16 protein-coding genes and 1 pseudogene are annotated in these 17,609 nt (G+C 71.1%); 8 read left to right on the plus strand and 9 right to left on the minus strand.

All coding sequences use genetic code 11. The features are described from left to right. The first annotated feature begins 24 nt into the window (after positions 1-24). The gene (locus IG90_RS0125190; RefSeq protein ID WP_030588843.1) at positions 25-861 is read left to right on the plus strand and encodes an aldo/keto reductase; all 837 of its coding nucleotides are present in this window, start codon (positions 25-27) and stop codon (positions 859-861) included. A gap of 260 nt (positions 862-1,121) precedes the next feature. Next, on the plus strand, positions 1,122-1,589 hold the full coding sequence (locus IG90_RS0125195) for an RICIN domain-containing protein (protein ID WP_030588846.1): 468 nt from the start codon (positions 1,122-1,124) through the stop codon (positions 1,587-1,589). Between the two features lie 51 nt (positions 1,590-1,640). Here IG90_RS0125195 and IG90_RS0125200 read toward each other — a convergent pair whose 3' ends face one another. Then, on the minus strand, positions 1,641-2,099 hold the full coding sequence (locus tag IG90_RS0125200; RefSeq protein ID WP_030588849.1) for a MarR family winged helix-turn-helix transcriptional regulator: 459 nt from the start codon (positions 2,097-2,099) through the stop codon (positions 1,641-1,643). 149 nt (positions 2,100-2,248) lie between these two features. On the opposite strand from IG90_RS0125200, the gene IG90_RS0125205 reads away from it, so the two are divergent. Next, positions 2,249-3,331, plus strand: a complete 1,083-nt coding sequence (locus IG90_RS0125205) for an epoxide hydrolase family protein (RefSeq protein ID WP_030588851.1) — start codon at positions 2,249-2,251, stop codon at positions 3,329-3,331. Here IG90_RS0125205 and IG90_RS0125210 read toward each other — a convergent pair. Both IG90_RS0125210 and IG90_RS0125215 read right to left on the minus strand, forming a co-directional pair. Beyond that, positions 3,315-4,313, minus strand: coding sequence for a class I SAM-dependent methyltransferase (locus IG90_RS0125210; protein ID WP_078585396.1), 999 nt, complete (start codon positions 4,311-4,313; stop codon positions 3,315-3,317). The genes IG90_RS0125205 and IG90_RS0125210 overlap by 17 nt on opposite strands. Then, the gene (locus IG90_RS0125215; protein ID WP_030588856.1) at positions 4,310-5,320 is read right to left on the minus strand and encodes an AraC family transcriptional regulator; all 1,011 of its coding nucleotides are present in this window, start codon (positions 5,318-5,320) and stop codon (positions 4,310-4,312) included. Before IG90_RS0125215 ends, IG90_RS0125210 begins: the two co-directional genes overlap by 4 nt. 89 nt (positions 5,321-5,409) lie before the next feature. On the opposite strand from IG90_RS0125215, the gene IG90_RS0125220 reads away from it, so the two are divergent. Beyond that, complete coding sequence (locus IG90_RS0125220) at positions 5,410-6,357, plus strand: Rossmann-fold NAD(P)-binding domain-containing protein (RefSeq protein ID WP_030588859.1); 948 nt, start codon at positions 5,410-5,412, stop codon at positions 6,355-6,357. Between the two features lie 116 nt (positions 6,358-6,473). Further along, on the plus strand, positions 6,474-7,436 hold the full coding sequence (locus IG90_RS0125225; protein WP_030588861.1) for a LysR family transcriptional regulator: 963 nt from the start codon (positions 6,474-6,476) through the stop codon (positions 7,434-7,436). A 5-nt stretch (positions 7,437-7,441) separates the two neighbouring features. Here the strand turns inward: IG90_RS0125225 and IG90_RS0125230 are convergent, their stop codons facing one another. After that, positions 7,442-7,747, minus strand: coding sequence for a 4a-hydroxytetrahydrobiopterin dehydratase (locus IG90_RS0125230; RefSeq protein WP_030588865.1), 306 nt, complete (start codon positions 7,745-7,747; stop codon positions 7,442-7,444). 138 nt (positions 7,748-7,885) lie between these two features. Here IG90_RS0125230 and IG90_RS0125235 point away from each other — a divergent pair, with 138 nt between their 5' ends. Next, positions 7,886-8,794, plus strand: a complete 909-nt coding sequence (locus IG90_RS0125235) for a helix-turn-helix domain-containing protein (protein WP_030588868.1) — start codon at positions 7,886-7,888, stop codon at positions 8,792-8,794. A gap of 16 nt (positions 8,795-8,810) precedes the next feature. On the opposite strand, the gene secD is transcribed toward IG90_RS0125235, so the two are convergent. From secD to IG90_RS0125250, 3 genes are read right to left on the minus strand one after another with little or no spacing between them, the layout of a single operon-like run. Next, entirely contained in the window at positions 8,811-11,135 is a 2,325-nt protein-coding gene (secD, locus tag IG90_RS0125240; RefSeq protein WP_030588871.1) for a protein translocase subunit SecD, read from the minus strand. Positions 11,136-11,170: 35 nt separating this feature from the next. Continuing rightward, positions 11,171-11,767 carry a hypothetical protein gene (locus IG90_RS0125245; RefSeq protein WP_233436076.1) on the minus strand — a complete coding sequence of 199 codons (597 nt, stop codon included), beginning with the start codon at positions 11,765-11,767 and terminating at the stop codon, positions 11,171-11,173. A 47-nt stretch (positions 11,768-11,814) separates the two neighbouring features. Continuing rightward, positions 11,815-12,531, minus strand: a complete 717-nt coding sequence (locus IG90_RS0125250; protein WP_030588876.1) for a rod shape-determining protein — start codon at positions 12,529-12,531, stop codon at positions 11,815-11,817. A gap of 893 nt (positions 12,532-13,424) precedes the next feature. On the opposite strand from IG90_RS0125250, the gene IG90_RS0125255 reads away from it, so the two are divergent. Next, positions 13,425-14,213, plus strand: coding sequence for a class I SAM-dependent methyltransferase (locus IG90_RS0125255; protein WP_030588879.1), 789 nt, complete (start codon positions 13,425-13,427; stop codon positions 14,211-14,213). Positions 14,214-14,232: 19 nt separating this feature from the next. Here the strand turns inward: IG90_RS0125255 and IG90_RS42420 are convergent. Next, positions 14,233-15,239, minus strand: a pseudogene (locus tag IG90_RS42420) (IS5 family transposase). A 142-nt stretch (positions 15,240-15,381) separates the two neighbouring features. Between IG90_RS42420 and IG90_RS0125270 the strand changes: the two are divergent. Further along, a complete protein-coding gene (locus tag IG90_RS0125270; protein WP_233436077.1) occupies positions 15,382-16,464 on the plus strand; it encodes an IS630 family transposase in 1,083 nt (360 codons plus the stop codon). 249 nt (positions 16,465-16,713) lie between these two features. Here IG90_RS0125270 and IG90_RS39750 read toward each other — a convergent pair whose 3' ends face one another. Continuing rightward, positions 16,714-17,601: a hypothetical protein gene (locus IG90_RS39750; protein WP_233436078.1), complete on the minus strand. Its 888-nt coding sequence runs from the start codon at positions 17,599-17,601 to the stop codon at positions 16,714-16,716. Positions 17,602-17,609 lie beyond the last annotated feature (8 nt).

Consider the following 17,609-nt stretch of genomic DNA (forward strand, 5'->3'; position numbering starts at 1 on the left):
CGACGACGTTAGGATCGACCGCTTGTGAGCCAGGTCCCCTCCATCCCCCTCAACAACGGCCTCGACATGCCGCAGCTCGGTTTCGGTGTCTGGCAGGTGCCGGACGACGAGGCGGAGAAGGCGGTCGCCACGGCCATCGAGACCGGGTACCGGAGCATCGACACCGCCGCGATCTACGAGAACGAGACCGGCACCGGCAAGGCCATCGCCGCCTCCGGCGTCGCCCGCGACGAGCTCTTCGTCACCACGAAGCTGTGGAACAGCGAGCAGGGCCACGACCGCGCCCTGCGCGCCTTCGACGCCTCGCTGGACAAGCTCGGCCTGGACTACGTCGACCTGTACCTGATCCACTGGCCGGTCCCGGCGAAGGACGCGTACACCGACACGTACAGGGCGTTCGAGAAGATCCTCGCCGACGGCCGCGCGAAGGCCATCGGCGTGTCGAACTTCCACCCCGAGCACCTGAAGCGGCTGCTCGCCGAGACCTCCGTGGTCCCGGCCGTCAACCAGATCGAGCTGCATCCGCAGCTCCAGCAGGCCGAGGCCCGCGCCTTCCACGCCGATCACGGCATCGCCACCGAGGCGTGGTCGCCGCTGGGCCAGGGCAAGGGCCTGCTGAAGGTGCCGACGGTTGTCGCCATCGCCCAGAAGCACGGCCGTACGCCCGCCCAGGCGGTGCTGCGCTGGCATCTGCAGACCGGCAACATCGTGATCCCGAAGTCCGTGACCCCGTCGCGGATCAAGGAGAACCTCGACGTGTTCGGCTTCGAGCTGGACGCCGACGACCTCGCCGCGTTCGCGGCCCTGGAGGAGGGCAAGCGGCTCGGCCCCGACCCGGCGGAGTTCAACGTCGGCGCCTGAGAGCCTGCCGGGTGGCCTTCGACCGGAAAGACGACGCGGTCCGGTGCGTGCGGTTCCCAGGCTCCGAGAGGTCCTCGTAGCGGAGCCACCAGGGCCTTTCGGCGACGCCGGAAGCGTGCGTGCCAGGGCGTGGCCGCCCGACAGGCTCTCAGCCCTCGGCCGACGACGGCGCCCCCACCGGGTTCCTGAGTTCCGGTGGGGGCGCCGTCGTCGGCCGGTGTCCAGCGGCATTGCACACGTCAACCGGGGAGACAAGGAACATGAGCGGCGAACTCGCGCCCGTCGTCGAGGCGGGCCCGTACCGTCTGCGCAACGTCGGCAGCCGGCTGTTGCTGGAGGTGTACGCCGCGGCCAAGGGCAGCGGGGCCCGGGTCCAGCAGGGCGAGGACGACGGGACGGCCGCGCAGGTGTGGCGGCTGTCCCCGGTGCACGAGGGCGCGGCCCTCTTCCACCTGGTCAACGGGCACAGCGGAAAGCGGCTGGACGTGGCGGACGCCGGCACGGAGAACGGCACCCGGATCCAGCAGTGGAAGGCCAACAACTTCGGCGCCCAGGAGTGGCTGATCGAGCAGCACGCGGAGGCGCCCGGGACGGTGAGGCTGGTGAGTTTCGTCAGCGGGCTCGTCATGGAGGTCGCGGACCGTTCCACCGAGGACGGGGGCACGATTCAGCAGTGGGAGGACACCGACTCTCCCTTCCAGTGGTGGCAGTTGGAGCCGACGGAGTAGGTGGCGCCTGGGCCACCCGCTCTCCGGACGCCCGCCGCCCCTACGGCAGGTTCAGTCGTGCTTGCCGGCGTGATGGTCGACGACGCGGGTGAGCAGGTCGATCAGGTTCCGCCGGTCGGCTGCGGGCAGCGGGGCGAGGAACTCGTCCTGGGCGGCGGCGAGCAGCCGGTCGAGGTGGGTGAGTTCCCCGCGGCCCGCCGGGGTGATGCTGATGATGTTGCGTCGGCGGTCCGCCGGGTCGGGGGCGCGCTCGATGAGTTCCCTTTCGGCGAGGTCGTTGACGGTCGCCACCATGTCGCTGCGGTCGATGCCGGTGCGGCGGCCGAGGGCGGCCTGGCTGGACGGGCCGTACTCCTCCGACGCGGCGAGCAGGGAGTAGTGGTAGCGCCGGACGCCGGCCTGGCCGAGCGCTTGGTCCACGATCCGGTTGGCGGCCAGCGCCGCCTGGTTGGCCAGCCTGCTCGGCAGTGCGCGCAGCCGCTGCGGCGGCGTTCCCTCTGCGATCTCCACGGAGGCAACCTAGCAAATTTGTTGGCCACACCCACGATCAGGCATATGGTGGGCCCTCCCAATGTTGGCGTGACCAACGATATGGTGAGGGCCATGGACCACGTCGACCGTCATGGGATCACCGACCTCGTAGCCCTGGAGTCACGACCATGATCAGACCGTTCCGCATCGACATCCCTCAGGCCGACCTCGACGACCTCAACGACCGGCTCTCCCGCACCCGCTGGCCCAACGAGCTCGCCGACGCCGGGTGGGACTACGGCTTCCCGCTGGCGCGGCTCAAGGAACTGGCCGACCACTGGCGTACCGGATACGACTGGCGCGCACACGAGGCCGAGCTCAACGAGCTTCCGCACTTCACCACCGAGATCGACGGCCAGAACATCCATTTCGTCCACGTCCGGTCCCCGGAACCGGACGCGCTCGCGCTGGTACTCACCCACGGCTGGCCCGGTTCGTTCCTGGAGTTCCTCGACGTGATCGGGCCGCTGGCGCGCGACTTCCACCTGGTGATCCCGTCCATCCCGGGCTACGGCTTCTCCGGGCCGACCCACGAGCGCGGCTGGGACACGGTCCGGATCGCACGGGCCTGGGCCGAGCTCATGCGCCGCCTCGGGTACGAGCGTTACGGCGCGCAGGGCGGCGACTTCGGCTCGGGCATCTCGACGGCGCTCGGCGCGGTGGCCCCCGAGCAGGTGGTCGGAGTGCACGTCAACTACCTGCCGACCAGGCCGGACCCGGACGCCGGCGTCGAACTGTCCGCGGTGGAGGAGGCCCGGCTGGACAAGATCAAGCGGCTGATGGCGAGTCGCCCGCCGTACCAGGCCCTGCAGGCCACCACCCCGCAGACCATCGGCTACGCGCTGACCGACTCGCCGGTCGGCCAGCTGGCCTGGATCGCCGAGCGCTTCGCCCAGTGGACGGACCCCCGCTCGCAGATCGGTGACGAGCGGATGCTCACCGACGTCTCGCTGTACTGGCTGACCGCCACCGCGGCCTCCTCGGCGCGGCTGCACCGCGAGGCACCGCGGCGGACCGAGCCGTGCACGGTACCGCTCGGCGTGGCGGTGTTCGCGCACGACATCACCCAGTCGGTGCGACCGCTGGCCGAGCGGCTGTACGACATCAGGCACTGGTCGGAGTTCGACCGGGGCGGTCACTTCGCGGCGATGGAGGTGCCGGAGCTGTTCGCCGAGGACGTCCGGGACTTCTTCCTCACCCGCGTCGCGTAGCGACAGAACCGCCGGACGTCCCCTGGTCGCGCCGGCCCAGGTGCACCGTGCGGGCGGTGAGCAGGTGGACGTCGGGGCGGTGGTGAAGGCCCTCGGGGTCCTCGGGGTCCAGCAGGCGGTCCAGTACGGCACCGTCCTCGGCCGTCAGCAGGTCGCCGAGCACCTCCCGCTCGCGGGTGATGCTCGCGACGACATGGTCGCGGGCGGTTGGGCCGAGCGGGGCGGGCAGGTCGAGGAGGAAACTGCGGGTGCCCTGCGGGATGAGGCCGACCGCGGTGAAGAGCGCGCTCCAGTCCTCGGTCTCCCGCTTCGCGCCCGGGAGCTCGGACCGCATGTGCTCGAAGCGTGTGGCGGCGGCCGCGCCCATCCGGGCCTCCAGTCCGGGCTGTCCGATGCCGATGTCCCGGGGCAGCCGCCGGGTGGGCAGTCCGCCCTCGACGAGCGCGACCGTGCCGCCGGGCCGCAGGAGCTCGGCGAAACCGGCCAGCGCGGCGCGCTGGTCGCCCAGGTGATGCAGGGAGTTGCCTGCCCAGATCAGGTCGGCCTCGCCCAACCGGTCGAGGTCTTCGGGGAGTTCGGCCTCCAGGGTCTGGAAGCGGTCGATCACGCCGAGGCGTCGCGCGCGGTTCTCGGCGCGTTCCAGGAGAGCGGGCGTGGCGTCCACGGCCACCACCTCGGCCTCCGGGAAGACCTCGGCCAGCAGGCAGGAGACGACGCCGGGACCGCTGCCGATGTCCAGGACCCGGCGGACCTTCGGCGCGGTGGGCAGGGCGGCGATCCAGCGGGCCGCCTCCTCGTACTGCGCGCCGTTGAGTTCGGCCTCCTGCTCCAGCAGGGGGCCCAGGACGTCCCAGTCGATGTCCGTCGCCGGGTCGCCCCCTGCTCCGTGCGCATGGGCATGGGCATGGGCGTGAACACGGGCCTGTACGGGGGTGGCGGATGCGTGTGCGTCGTGGGGGCCGTGACCGGCGTGGCTGCTCATGGGGGCAGCCTCCCCTGAGCGCCGCCGCTCGGCAAGCTTCGTTGCCGGTCCGGCAAATCGAGGTGGTCTCCCGGCGGGTCGGCGCGGTACTCCTGCGGGCTGACTCCCCTGACCCGCTTGAACGCGCTGCTGAACGCGAAAGGGGTGCTGTAGCCGACCTTCCGGGCCACGGCCTCCACCGTGGCGTCGCTCTCGCGCAGCAGGTCGGCCGCGACGGCGAGCCGCCGGCCGGTGAGGTACGCCATCGGCGGCTCCCCGACCAGTTCGGTGAACCGCCGGGCGAGACCGGCCCGGGACACCCCGGCGCGGGCGGCGAGCGAGGCGACGGTCCAGGGGTGTGCCGGGTCGTGCCGGAGCAGCCGCAGCGCCGTGCCCACGACCGGGTCGCCCATCGCGCGGTACCAGGCGGGGGCGTCGGCCCCGGGCCGGGCGAACCAGGCGCGGAGCACGGCGATCAGCAGCAGGTCCAGCAGCCGGTCCAGAACGACGCTCTGGCCCGGCTCGTCCTGGGCGATCTCCGCGTCGAGCAGGTCCAGCAGCGGCCGGGTCCGCGCGTCGGCGGGGACCGTGAGCAGCGGGGGCACGGCGTCCAGCAGACGGCGGTTGATCTCGCCGTCCAGCAGGTAGGTGCCGACGAGGACCGCCGTAGCTCCCTCGGCCGCGTTTCCCCAGGTCCGTACGTTCAGCACCATGTCCTGGGAGAGCGGCCGGCCGTGCAGCGTGGTGCAGACGCCGCCGGGTCCGACGAGCGCGTGGGGCGTCGTACCGGGTGCGTCGGCGACGGTGTACGGATCGGGGCCGCGGACCACCGCGATGTCCCCGGGGCCGAGCCGGACCGGTTCGCCTCCGCCGGGCGGGACGACGCAGGCCGTGCCGCGCCGGACCGACATGAGGCAGATCGGCGCCCGGTCCTCGACCCGTATCGCCCAGGGCGGCTCCATCACCATGCGGAGCAGAAAGGCGCCCCTGGCCCGAGGTCCGTCCAGGAGTCCGGCGAGAGCGTCCATGGCCGCCAGCGTAGACGCGTGGACGGTGGAGTAGGTGCCTGAGTCTTTGAAGCATGTCCGGGTGGTCGCGGGCCCGGGAGTCTGGAGCCATGACGGAGAACGCGTACACGCGACGGAACGACCGCAACAGCAACAGCAACAGCAACAGCAACAGCCAAGGATACGGGCGAAACGGGGGGCAGGCCGTGGGAACGGTTCTGGTGACGAGTGGCACGGGCAAGACCGGCCGTCGGGTGGCGGAGCGGCTGACGGCCCTCGGAGTGCCGGTCCGCTCGGGTTCCCGCACGGGCAAGGTGCCGTTCGACTGGCAGGACGACTCGGGTTGGGCGGCCGCGTTGCACGGCGTACAGGCCGCGTACGTGGCGTACTACCCGGATCTGGCGGTGCCCGGGGCGGCGGAGGCGATGGCCGCCTTCGGGCGGACCGCGGCGGAGTGCGGGGTGCGCCGGGTGGTGCTGCTGTCGGGGCGCGGCGAACCGCAGGCGGCCGTCGCCGAGGAAGCCTTGCGCGAGGCTGCCGGAGCAGGCGGGGCGGAAGGAGTGGCCGGGGCGGTGGAGCTCACGGTCGTCCGGTCGGCGTTCTTCGCGCAGAACTTCAGCGAGGGCGCGCTGCTGGACGGTGTGCTCGGCGGCGAGCTGCTGTTCCCCGGGGGCACCACGGCGGAACCGTTCCTCGACCTCGACGACCTGGCCGACGTGGTGGTGGCCGCGCTGACCGGGGACGGGCACGCGGGGGCGGTGTACGAGCTGACGGGCCCCCGGAGCCTGACGTTCGCACAGGCGGCCGAGGAGCTGGGCCGGGCCGCGGGCCGGCCGGTGCGGTACGTGCCGGTGACGGGACCCGCGTACGCGTCGCTGCTGGAGGACTTCGGGGTGCCGGGTCCGGAGGCGGGTTTCCTGGCCGAGCTGTTCGCGACGCTGCTGGACGGCCACAACACGGGGACGACGGACGAGGTGAAGCGGGTCCTGGGACGGGAGCCGAAGGACTTCGGCGCGTTCGCCCGTGAGGCCGCCGGGGACGGCGCCTGGCAGGGCTGAACCGGGATGCCGTTCCCCGCCGCCGGGCACGACGGAATACGCCTCGTGTACACCGACCGAACGGTAGGCGGAGCACACATATTGCCGGGGTGCTCCCGGGGCCATAACTTGCCCTTATGGAGCTGGAGTTGCGCCATCTGCGAACGGTCCGTGCCATAGCCGACACGGGCAGCCTCACCAAGGCCGCCGCCACGCTGGGGCTTGCCCAGCCCGCTCTCAGCGCTCAGCTGCGGCGGATCGAGAAGGCCTTGGGCGGCACGCTCTTCGACCGCGACCACACCGGAGCGCGTGCCACCCCGCTCGGCGAGCTGGTGCTGGAGCGGGCCCGGGTGGTGCTGCCCGCGGTCAGTGAACTCCAGGCGGAGGCCGTGCGGTTCGCCAATGCCACGGGGTCGCTGGACCGGTTCCGGCTGGGCGGCACGCACGGTCCGCTGCTCGGCGGTCTGGTGGACCGGATGGCCGCCGCGCACCCGTCGGTGCCGGTGTCGACGTACACCTCGTGGTCGGTGTCCGAGATCGCCTCGCTGGTGATCGACGGACGGCTGGACTTCGCGCTGATCGGTACGTGCGGCGAGAGCCCGCCGCCGCTGGCGGACCGGCTGGTCTGGGAGGTCGTCGGGGTGGACCCGGTCTTCGTGATGCTGCCGGAGGGCCACGCCCTGGCCGGCGAAGCGGAACTGGACCTGGCCGCGCTCGCGGACGAGTGCTGGGCGGACGTGCCGGGTGACGGCTGCTTCGCCGACTGCTTCACCGCGGCCTGCGCACGGTCGGGCTTCGCCCCGGTGTCGGTGTACGAGACGGACACCTCATCCGTCGTCCATCTGGTGCAGGTGGGGCGGGCGATAGGCCTGTGCCGGGCGACGTTCCCGCCGACGCCCGGCGTGGTGACCAGGCCGCTGGCCGGCGCGCCGCTCAGCTGGCGTCATCTGGTGGGCTGGCACCCGCACTCCCCCGCCGCGGACGCCGCGGCGGGGACGGTGGCCGGGGCGACCCGCGCGGCGTACGCGGAAGCGGTCTCGCGCAGCCCGGGCTACGCGCGGTGGCTCGGCGCGCACCCGAGGTTCGGCACGGTGTCCTGAGCGGACTACGCGGCTCCGTGGGCCGGGGCGGCGGCCGTCACCCGGGCGGCGAGCGCGAGGTCCTTCTCGGTGACCGCGCCTCCCGCGTCGTGCGTGTGGACGGAGAGGGACACCGTGTCGTACCCGAGCGTCAGGTCGGAGTGGTGGTTCAGCTCGTCCTGGATCCGCGCGATGTGGACCGTCAGCGCGGCGGCGGCGAAGTGGGAGGGGAGGCGGAAGGTCCGGGTGATCCGGTCCCCCTCCAGCGCCCAGCCGGGCAGGCTCTCCAGCCGGCGGTCGATCTCGGTCGGCGACAGCGGCTCAGCGCTCATGGAACGGCTCCCGTGGGTCTCGGTGGCGTGGGTCTCGGTGGCGTGGGTGCGCGTGGCGCACGTCTCGGTGGATCGGCGCGTGCGTCACCGGTACGGGCCGGGGCGGCCCCGGCCCGCCGGTGACGTTACGGTCTTGGCATGACGACTGTCCTGCCCGACACGGGAGTAGGGCCACTGCTGCGCGACTGGCGGGAGCAGCGGCGTATCAGCCAGCTGGAACTGGCCCTGCGCGCGGACTCCTCCGCCCGCCACATCTCGTTCATCGAGACGGGCCGCTCCCGGCCCAGCGAGGACATGGTCCTGCGGCTGGCCGAGCAGCTGGACGTCCCGGTCCGGGAGCGCAACGCGCTGCTCGTGGTCGCGGGTTACGCGCCCCGCTACGCGCAGACGCCCCTCGACGACCCTGCGATGGCCTCCCTGCGCGAGGGTCTCGACCGGCTGCTCACGGCGTACGAACCGTATCCGGCGCTCGTGGTGGACGGCACCTACGGGGTGGTGGCCGCCAACCGGGGCATCGCGCTGCTGCTGGAAGGGGTGCCGGAGAAGCTGCTGACCCCGCCGGTGAACGCCATGCGGCTCACCCTCCACCCGGAGGGGCTCGCCCCGCGGATCGTGAACCTCCCGGAGTGGCGGGCGGACCTGCTGGCGCAGATGGACCGTCAGATCGCCCTCGTACGCTCGCCCGAGCTGCGTGAGCTGTACGACGAGGTGGCCGCCTATCCGGTCCCCGCGCGGGCGGACGGCACGGATCGCACCGACCCGGAGGGCGGCGTGGGCCGCTCCCACCGGACGGGCGGCATGGACCACGCCCACCGGACGGGCGGCATGGACCACGCCCACCGGACGGGCGGTACGGAGCGGGAGCGGCCCTCCGCGTTCGCGCTGCCGATGCTGCTCGAACACGGGGGCCGGATCCTGTCGTTCGTGTCGTCGATCGCGACGTTCAACACGCCGATGGACGTGACGGTGGCCGAGCTGGCCATCGAGACGTTCCTCCCCGCCGACCGGGAGACGGCCGCCTATCTGCACGCCCACGTCCCGTCCTGATCACCTCGGAACCACCTCAGACGCGGGCTCCGTTGTCGAGCGGGTCGCGCCGGGACGCACCGGGACGCCCGCGCGCCGTGCCCTTCCCCTTCCCCGGTGCGGGCGGCGGCACCTTGGCGGTCCGCTCCAGGGCGAGCGCCCCGGGTACGGCGGTGAACACCGAGGACCAGGTGCCGACGCAGACGCCGATGAGCAGCGCGAGCGCGAAGTCGGCGAGCGAATCGCCGCCCAGCACCGCGAGGGCGGCCAGGATGAACAGGGCGCCCATCCCGGTGTTCACCGTGCGCGGAACGGTCTGGGGGACGGCCCGGCGGGCGATCGTGTCCAGCGGAGTCCGCCGGTTCGCCCCCCACAGCTCCCGTACCCGGTCGAAGACCACCACCGAGTCGTTGACCGAGTAGCCGATGACGGTGAGCAGGGCGGCCAGGAAGATGCCGTCCACCGGCCGCCCCAGCCAGGCGAAGGCCCCCACCACGAGGATCACGTCGTGCACCATGGCGCCGACGGAGGCCACGGCGAACGTCCAGCGGAACCGGACCGCCAGGTAGGCCAGCTGCACGGCCACCGCGACCGCCAGGGCGATCAGCGCGTTGCGCCGCAGTTCGTCGCCGAGGCTCGGGCCGATCAGCTCGTCACGTACCTTCGTCGTCTCACCGCCCTCCTCCGCGAGGGCGGTCCGCAGGGCGTGTTCGCCGTCGTTGTCGAGCTTCCCGGTGCGTACGGACAGGTCGCCGTCGCCCGCCGTGGTGACCTCGGCGTCGCCGAACCCCGCGGCCGCGAGCGTGTCCCGGGCCGTTTCGACGTCGACCGGCCGGCTGGTGGAGTACTCCACCAGCCGGCCCCCGGTGAACTCGACGCCCAGGTCGACCCCGCGCACCACGATCCCGGCCAGCGCGACGGCGACCATGGCCGCCGAGACGACGAGCCAGCGGACCGGTTTCCGGAAGAGCCGCGGGTCCTTGCGGACCAGCCAGGTCCGTACGGCGCCGGGGCGCGCGATGCCGTTGACGCTCCGGTAGTCGCTGACGAAGCGGGAGTTCGCGGCGATCTCGGTGAGCGCGCGGGCGATGACCAGCGCGGAGAACATCGAGGCGACGACCCCGATGGCGAGGGTGACCCCGAAGCCCTTGACCGGACCCGAGCCCAGGAAGAACAGCAGTCCGGCCGCGATCAGCGTGGTCGCGTTGGAGTCGGCGACCGCGCTCCACGCCTTCTTGAACCCGGTGGTCAGCGCGGAGCGCAGGGAGCGCTTCGGCCGTTCGGCGCACTCCTCCCTGGCCCGTTCGAAGACCAGGACGTTCGCGTCGACCGCCATCCCGATCGCGAGGACGAACCCGGCGAGCCCGGGGAGGGTCAGCGTGACGCCGAGGGCGATGAGCGCGGCGTAGGAGATCACGCCGTACGCGGCCAGCGCCACGGCGGCCAGCGCACCGAAGAGGCGGTAGACGAAGGTGACGAAGAGCGCGGTGGCGGCTGCTCCGATGAGGGCCGCCCGGGCGCTCGCGTCGATGGCCGCCGCGCCGAGCGTCGGGCCGACGGTCCGCTGCTCGACGATCTCGACGGGCACGGGCAGGGCCCCGCCCTTGATGAGCAGCGCCAGGTCACGGGCCTCGTCCGCGCTGAACGAGCCGGTGATCTGGGTGGCCCCGGACGGCAGTCCGGCCCGGCACCCGACCGAGGGGTCGACCTGCGGCGAGGAGATGACCTTCTCGTCGAGGACGATGGCCACCCTCCGCCGGTCGTCCCCGGCGGGGTGGCAGGCGGCCTCGCCGGTCAGCCGCTTCCAGTCCTGGCCGGCGTCCTTCCGGAATTCGAGCGACACGCTCCAGCCCGCCCCGCCCTGCGCGTCGAACCCGGCGGTGGCGTCCTCGACGCCCGCGCCGGAGAGCCGGGCGGCGCCGAGAGCGAGGATGCGGCCCTGCTCGTCGGGAAGGGTCAGCCGGTCGGAGCCGGGGTCGGGGCCGGTCTCCTCGTCCGGCTTCTCGGCCGCCGGGCCTTCGACCGCGTGGAAGGTGAGCTGGGCCGTCCGGCCGATCACCTCGGCGGCCTGGCGCGGATCCTGGACGTCGGGCAGTTCGACGATGATCCGGTCCTCGCCGGAACGGGTCAGGGTCGGTTCGGAGACGCCCAGCGAGTCGACGCGCTGCCGCAGCACCTCCAGGGTGCGGTCGGTGGTCTCCCGGTCCGCCTGGACGGTGGCGGTGTCCCGGGCCTGGAGCACGATACGGGTACCGCCCTGGAGATCGAGTCCGAGTCTGGGCGACATGGTCAGGGTGACGTAGACGGAGACGAGCAGAACGGCGACGGCCAGCACCGCTCGCACCACGGTGGCGCGATTCATGGAAATCCTCCGGTGGGGCGTCGAGCGCCCTCACCTCAGTGAGGACGCGACGCCGGGTCGGCAGAACAGGACGGATGACCGGTCGTGGGACCGGTGGTCGTCCTGCCCGGAGGCCCCCGGACTCCGGGAAGCGCGCCCCGGCGGCTGCCGGGTGCGTCGAAGGATTCCGCGGCGATCCGCCGTACGCCGGCGAGCGGTCCGGCCGGCCCCGGCGGGGAGGGCGCCAGAGCGTCGTGCGGTGGCGGCGGTGCGTGGAGGAGCAGGTACGGCCGGCCGGTGCCCGCCCGGGGAGCCTGCGCCGGATCGGCCGCCGCCCTGGAGTGCTCGTGCCCGGCCTGCGCCACCGCGCCCGTGCCCGCCTCGGCCAGGACCCCGCTCGCGTGGTCCGGCCCCCGCCGGTCGTACGCGGTGGCGTGCCCGGTGCGATGCCGGATATCAGGCCTGGTGACGTGCCCGGTGTGGGCAGCCCTCGGGTGGGCGGTCCCTGTGTGGTGGGGCTGCGGTGCGGCGGGCGCCGACGCGGCGGTGACGGCCGGCGGGAGGCTTCGGAAAGCCAGGGCCGGAGCAGCGCCGCTCGCCGTGGCCGCGCCGCCGGCCAGGGTGAGGACGGTGAGAAGCAGCGTGGTCAGCACAGACCGCACCCGGGAGGCGTTCGCCCCGGACGGTCCCGGGTACGGCGTCACCTCGGTCGGCCGGAACGCTCGGGCTGCGCCGTCCGGTGGCGGAGCACGGAGCTGAGAAACTGTCCGGCGCCCCGGACGACCGTGGTCGACGGGTCGTCGGCCAGGCGCACCCGGGTGCCGAGGCAGCGGGCGAGGCGATCGGTGACGTCGGCCCGCAGCGCGCCGCCGCCCGCGAGGACGGGGCCCTTGCGCAGGGCTCCGCGGATCGCGCCGTGCCGGTCGTGCCGCCACATGGACGTGATCATGTCGAGCACCGTGCGGACGAGGACGGCGGGCAGCGCAGCGGGATCGAGGCCGTCGAGGTCGTCGAGTCCGCTCTCGGCCTGCCGGGCGTCGGCGACCAGGCCGCCCACGAGGAGCGTGACCTCGGTCAGCCCGGCTCCCATGTCGACGACCAGCAAAGGGCCCGTCTCCCTCGGTCCCGCGTACACGGCGGCGGCCCGGGCGCTGCTGAGGACCAGGACGCGCGTCGCCCCGAGACCGGCGAGCAGGGCCCGCGCGGCGGTGCGGTGCTCGGCGCCGGCGAGCACGGGGTGGCTGAGGACGATCACGCTGTCGCCGCGGTCAGGGCCCAGGGTCGCGTCGGCGATCCGGCCGAGGAGCCGGCCGCAGGACTCGGGGTCGACGATGCGCCCGCGCCGCACCGGCCGCTCGGCTCCCCCGTGGGGGCCGGAGCCGGGGAACGGGTCGAGCACCAGCCCCCGGCCGGGCACCCAGGCCCGGGTGCGGGAGCTGCCGAGGTCCAGGGCCAGTCCCCGAGCGGCCGGGGCGCCCGGTTCACCCATGCGCCGGTGCGTCCGGAGACCGCCGTTGGAAGGGCCCGCCCCGAACGCCCCGACACCGCTCCCGTCACGAAGCGGTCCGGGGCCCTTCCCCCATGGGCCCACCCCCGGGCGAAGCGGCCCTCGCCACTCGCCGGGCGCGGAAGCGATCGGGACGCGTGCGGCCGGTACCGAAGTGGTCGGGGAAGCAGAGGCCGGGGCGGGTCCGGACGACGGGAGGACGGCGCGACCCGGTCGCTGTCCGTCGTGCACAGAACGCATCGTCCCTCACCCCCGGCCGCCCGTCGCAGCCGTCCACGCACCCCGTCGGCCCGCTGATAGCGAGGCACGACCGATCCCTCACTATGCAATACGGGGTGGTGGAACGCCACTTCCCCGCAGATTCGCAGGCACGGCCTCGTCCCGCGACCCCGAGCGCCAGCCCGACCGCTCCCGCTCCCGCTTCCGACGAGCCCACTGGCCGCTCTCGCTCACTCGCCGACCTCGCGCCATGGCCTGCCGGTCATGGGAGGAGAGATCCCGAGCGCATCCGGTGGTTGTCCTCCGCTGTTGAGACAACGTCGTCCAAGCGCCTCACGCTCTCCGGCGTCTCCGGAATCCCCAGACTTGCTGCGCGGCTCCGGAACAGCCGCTCAAGCCGGGGCACCCCATAGGCCTGGTAGTCCTAGAACTCCAGTGTGGTTTCGTGATCACGTGCGGGTCGACTGCGCCCGGACCTGCCCGAAGGTCGTTGAGTCGAGCCGCAGTTGCAGGCGGGCTCTGTGGGCAGACATATTGATGGTCGGGGCAGGAACCGAACTGCTGCAGCACACGTCTCCCGCACCATGATCTCAAGCGAGCACCAAGAGCACGCGATTTCCACCAGGCTGGTCTCGCCGTCCTCGGTGAGTGTGGATCCGTCGAAGGTCAACGACTACAGCAGCTTCGCCGAAGCGTACACGGCCGCGAATGAAACCAACCTGGTCAATGCCTACTACGAGCGGCCCGCGATGCTGGCCCTCGCTGGAGACGTGGCCGGCCGGCGGACCCTCGACGCCGGCTGTGGCTCGGGGCTCCTGTTTGCCGCGCTGCGCGACCGTGGCGCCATTGTGAGTGGCTTCGACTCGAGTGCCGGGATGCTGGGGCTGGCCCGGCAGCGGCTCGGCGACAATGCGGATCTGCAGGTGGCGGACCTGGGCAGCCCGCTTCCCTACCCTGATGACACGTTCGACGATGTAGTGGCGTCCCTGGTGCTGCACTACCTGGAGGACTGGGAGCTGGCGCTGGCCGAGCTGCGACGCGTACTCAAGCCCGGCGGTCGGCTGATCGCGTCCGTCGACCATCCCTTTGCCGTCAACCTCATCCACCGCGAGGCCGGTCGCGAGGCCGAGTGCAACTATTTCGACACCACCAAGTGGACCGTAGAGTGGAGCATGGGCGGCCAGACCACCCTGGTGAGTCGCTGGAACAGGCCGCTGCACGCGATGATCGAGGCTTTCACCAGGGCCGGTTTCCGGATTACGGTCATCAGCGAGCCGGAGCCTGATCCCGCCGCCCGCGAGCTGTTCCCCGAGGCCATCGCGGCCGAGCCGCGCTTCCTGTGCTTCCTGTTCTTCGTACTGCAAGCGGATTAGGGCGTGTATTGGGTCATGATCATCGATTGGTCCGGGTGAGGTCTTTGACCCAGATCATCGAGGCACGTAGGTGGAGGCCGGCGAGGTAGCTGTCGGGGGTCTTGTCGTAACGAGTGGCGATGCCTCGCCAGGCTTTCAGCTTGTTGATCAGGCGCTCGACGGTGTTCCTCTCCTTGTAGAGCTCGACGTCGTGGCTGACGGGCCGGCCGCCCGTGGAGCCTCTCTTCTTCCGGTTGGCGACCTGGTCCTTCTTCTCCGGGATGACTGCCTTGATGCTGCGTTTGCGCAGGTGAGCGCGGTTGCCGCAGGACGAGTAAGCCTTGTCCCCGGCGACCGCGTCGGGGCGAGTACGGGGACGGCCGACCGGCCCACGGACCCGCACCTTCTTCAGGACGGGGACGAACTGAGGGCTGTCAGCGGCCTGCCCCTCGGTCAGCACGAGCGCCAACGGGCGGCACCTGCGCTCGCCGGCGACGTGGACCTTGCTGGTCTGACCGCCTCTGGAACGACCAAGCAGGGCGGCTTTCAGGCGGAGCTTGTGCCTGCGTCGGACACGTCGCCGCTCGTCCCGTTCCGGGTCGTCAGCGGTGTCCTGCCCGTCTTGTCCCTCCGGGCCGCCCCCTTTTGCCGGGCCTTCTCCGCCTCCTCGGCGGCCTTCTCCAGGTCGGCAAGCGTGTCGGAGTCGAGGTGCACTCCAGCGGCGTCGTGGTGAGCTCGGACGGTGGTGGAGTCCACGCTGACCAGCGACAAGTCCACCTCACCCCGCTTCACGGCTTCCGTGATCACGCCCTCCAGCAGAGCCTCGAACACCCTGGCATCCTTCCACTGCCGGAAGCGGTTGTGGACAGTCGACCAGGCGCCGAACTCCTGCGGCATCTCCCGCCACTGGCCGCCTGTCCGAAACCGCCAGATCACACCCTCGAACTGTCGGCGCAGCCGCTCGGGGTGCGGGCCGTACTCACCGATCGGCAAGTACGGCTCAATGAACTCCCACTCAGCGTCCGTTAGTAGTTGTACTCGCGTCATACAACAAGTTCTGCCGGATCCGGCTCGACGGCGGGGGTGAAACCCGCAAACTGATCACGACCCATTACACGCCCTAGTGTCTCGTGATTCCGTCAGCGTTACTTGATCTTGTGTGGCAGGGTCTCTTGGTATGGAGCTGTCCGTGGAACAGGCCGCCGAGTTGCGGGAGTTGGTGAACAGCAGGGACGTGCCCGCCGACATAGCGACGCGGGGCCGGATCGTGCTGTGGTCGGGCGAGGGGCGCCGTCGCAAGGACATTGCCGAGCTGCTCGGGGTGTCGCTGCCGACCGTGGACCGCTGGAAGACCCGCTATGCCGAGCAGGGCCTGGCCGGACTGGAAGGTGAGCGTCCTGGTGGTGCGCGGGAACAGGTGCCGGCGCGGGTGCGGGCCCGGGTGATCGCGCTGACGCGTATGACGCCGCCGGACGGCACGGGGCTTTCGCACTGGTCCACCCGGGAGTTGGCGAAGTACCTGGAGCGGGCCGAGGACATCACCGTGTCCTGGCACTACATCGCGCGCGTCTGGCGGGAGGAGAGCCTGAAGCCGCACCGGTCCGGCACTTTCAAGATTTCCAAGGACCCCGCGTTCGCGGAGAAGGTGGCCGATGTGATCGGCCTGTATCTGGCCCCGCCGGGCGGTGCGGTGGTCCTCTCGATCGACGAGAAGACGCAGATCCAGGCGCTGGACCGGACCCAGCCCGTGCTGCCGGTCGCGTTCGCGGCGAGCGAGAAGCGCACCGCCGACTACGTCCGGCACGGCACCACGAACCTGTTCGCCGCCCTGAACGTGAGCACCGGCGAGGTACTCGGCGAGTGCAGGCCGACCCGGAACGGCAAGGACTTCCTGGCCTTCCTGAAGAAGGCGGTGAAACCGCACGCCGGGAAGGACATCCATGTCGTCCTGGACAACCTCTCGACGCACACCACGCCGGAGGTCAAGGAGTGGCTGGTGAAGAACCCACGCGTCCACTTCCATTTCACTCCCGTCGGTTCCTCGTGGCTGAACCAGATCGAGATCTGGTTCGGAATCCTGACCCGGCAGTCCATCCGCCGCGGCACCTTCTCCAGCGTCCACGTCCTGGTCAAACAGATCCGCGACTACATCAGCTCCTGGAACACGACGGCGAAGCCGTCCACCTGGACCGCGACCGCCGGCGAGGTCCTCGCGAAGGTCCGACTCGTCGCGGCCAACGTGAAGAAACTCGTCAATAACAACTCGAACTGATATGAACAGGATCACGAGACACTAGTCGGCCAGCGCTTCTTCAAGCTTGGCGCCGGACCCGCCGAACTGGCCTTGGAGGCCATCGACCGGGACGAACGCAGAACGCCAGCCGTTCGCCCTGACTGACGGGCGACTCCGATGGCGTGATCACTGTCCCCCTGTGGCTCTCTGGCAAAATCTTCCCGCTGGAGCTCGTTCACCTGCTGCTCGATGAGATCGAACATGGACTCACGGACCAGACCGCAGGGATCAGCCGCCGCCCTCGGTGTATCCCGGCGTGCCCCCAAGGCCACGCTGGTAGCTGTCCTCCGCCTCTGAAAGGATGCCTTCCAATCGCCTCTTGCTCTCCACCGTCTCTGGCACAGCAAGACTGCTTGCGTGATTCCGGATCAACTGCTCGAGCCAGGAAAATCCGTACGCCGAAAAGTCCTCACTGGCCAGCGCTTTCTTGAGCTTGCCCCCGGAGCCCTCGTACTGGCGTTCCAGAGCCTTGGACCGAACCCAGCGCAGAGTGCCTACGCCTTCTCCGGAGTCACGAGCCACCCCGTAGGCATCGTCGATTTCCCCGCTCGGCTTCCCTGCAAAGTCGCCCTGGTCAAGATCCTTCACCTGCTGCACAATCAGACTGAACATGGACTCACGGACCATACGAAATGCCACCTCGTCCCCAGCCACGCCCTCAAGGAAACCCAACATGATCATGGCATCGATGTCGATACCGTTGGGCTCGGTCGAGAAGTTGGGGTCCGAGTAATCCACCTGCCCATGGACGATCTGATACACATCATTGCGGTAGTAAGTAATCGCCTGGGCCAGATTACGGCGTATACCGCTCGGCATGCTCCTGGCGTTGACATCGCGTTCCCCATACGCATTCACGACATGCTCAAAAGCCTGACTCTGCTTTTCCGTCAGACGGACAGGGGCAGCATCCGACGGCTCGCTTCCTGCGGGCTTTCCTGTCATCGCGGTCTCCAACGCGTCACCGCAGGCGCCGATCGACCCCGAGGAATGGATATCTAGTTCCGCAAGGACGCCCCAGCAGGTCTGAGCTTCTTCCTCCGCCTCACTGTCGCCCTGCGGCCACAGCCACACGGCTGCACCGAGAACAGCACCGAGGGCCGCGCAGAGGGCCACAGCGACGA

Origin of the sequence: Streptomyces anulatus (genome assembly GCF_000721175.1) — a bacterium.
GTDB lineage: Bacteria > Actinomycetota > Actinomycetes > Streptomycetales > Streptomycetaceae > Streptomyces > Streptomyces anulatus_C.

Bases quoted from the DNA above. Each gene is read 5' to 3' on its own strand.
- IG90_RS0125205 (WP_030588851.1), top strand. From the start codon at position 2,249: ATGATCAGACCGTTCCGCATCGACATCCCTCAGGCCGACCTCGACGAC.
- IG90_RS0125220 (WP_030588859.1), top strand. From the start codon at position 5,410: ATGACGGAGAACGCGTACACGCGACGGAACGACCGCAACAGCAACAGC.
- IG90_RS0125255 (WP_030588879.1), top strand. From the start codon at position 13,425: ATGATCTCAAGCGAGCACCAAGAGCACGCGATTTCCACCAGGCTGGTC.
- IG90_RS0125235 (WP_030588868.1), top strand. From the start codon at position 7,886: ATGACGACTGTCCTGCCCGACACGGGAGTAGGGCCACTGCTGCGCGAC.
- secD (WP_030588871.1), bottom strand. From the start codon at position 11,135: ATGAATCGCGCCACCGTGGTGCGAGCGGTGCTGGCCGTCGCCGTTCTG.
- IG90_RS0125230 (WP_030588865.1), bottom strand. From the start codon at position 7,747: ATGAGCGCTGAGCCGCTGTCGCCGACCGAGATCGACCGCCGGCTGGAG.
- IG90_RS0125215 (WP_030588856.1), bottom strand. From the start codon at position 5,320: ATGGACGCTCTCGCCGGACTCCTGGACGGACCTCGGGCCAGGGGCGCC.
- IG90_RS0125210 (WP_078585396.1), bottom strand. From the start codon at position 4,313: ATGAGCAGCCACGCCGGTCACGGCCCCCACGACGCACACGCATCCGCC.
- IG90_RS0125195 (WP_030588846.1), top strand. From the start codon at position 1,122: ATGAGCGGCGAACTCGCGCCCGTCGTCGAGGCGGGCCCGTACCGTCTG.
- IG90_RS0125225 (WP_030588861.1), top strand. From the start codon at position 6,474: ATGGAGCTGGAGTTGCGCCATCTGCGAACGGTCCGTGCCATAGCCGAC.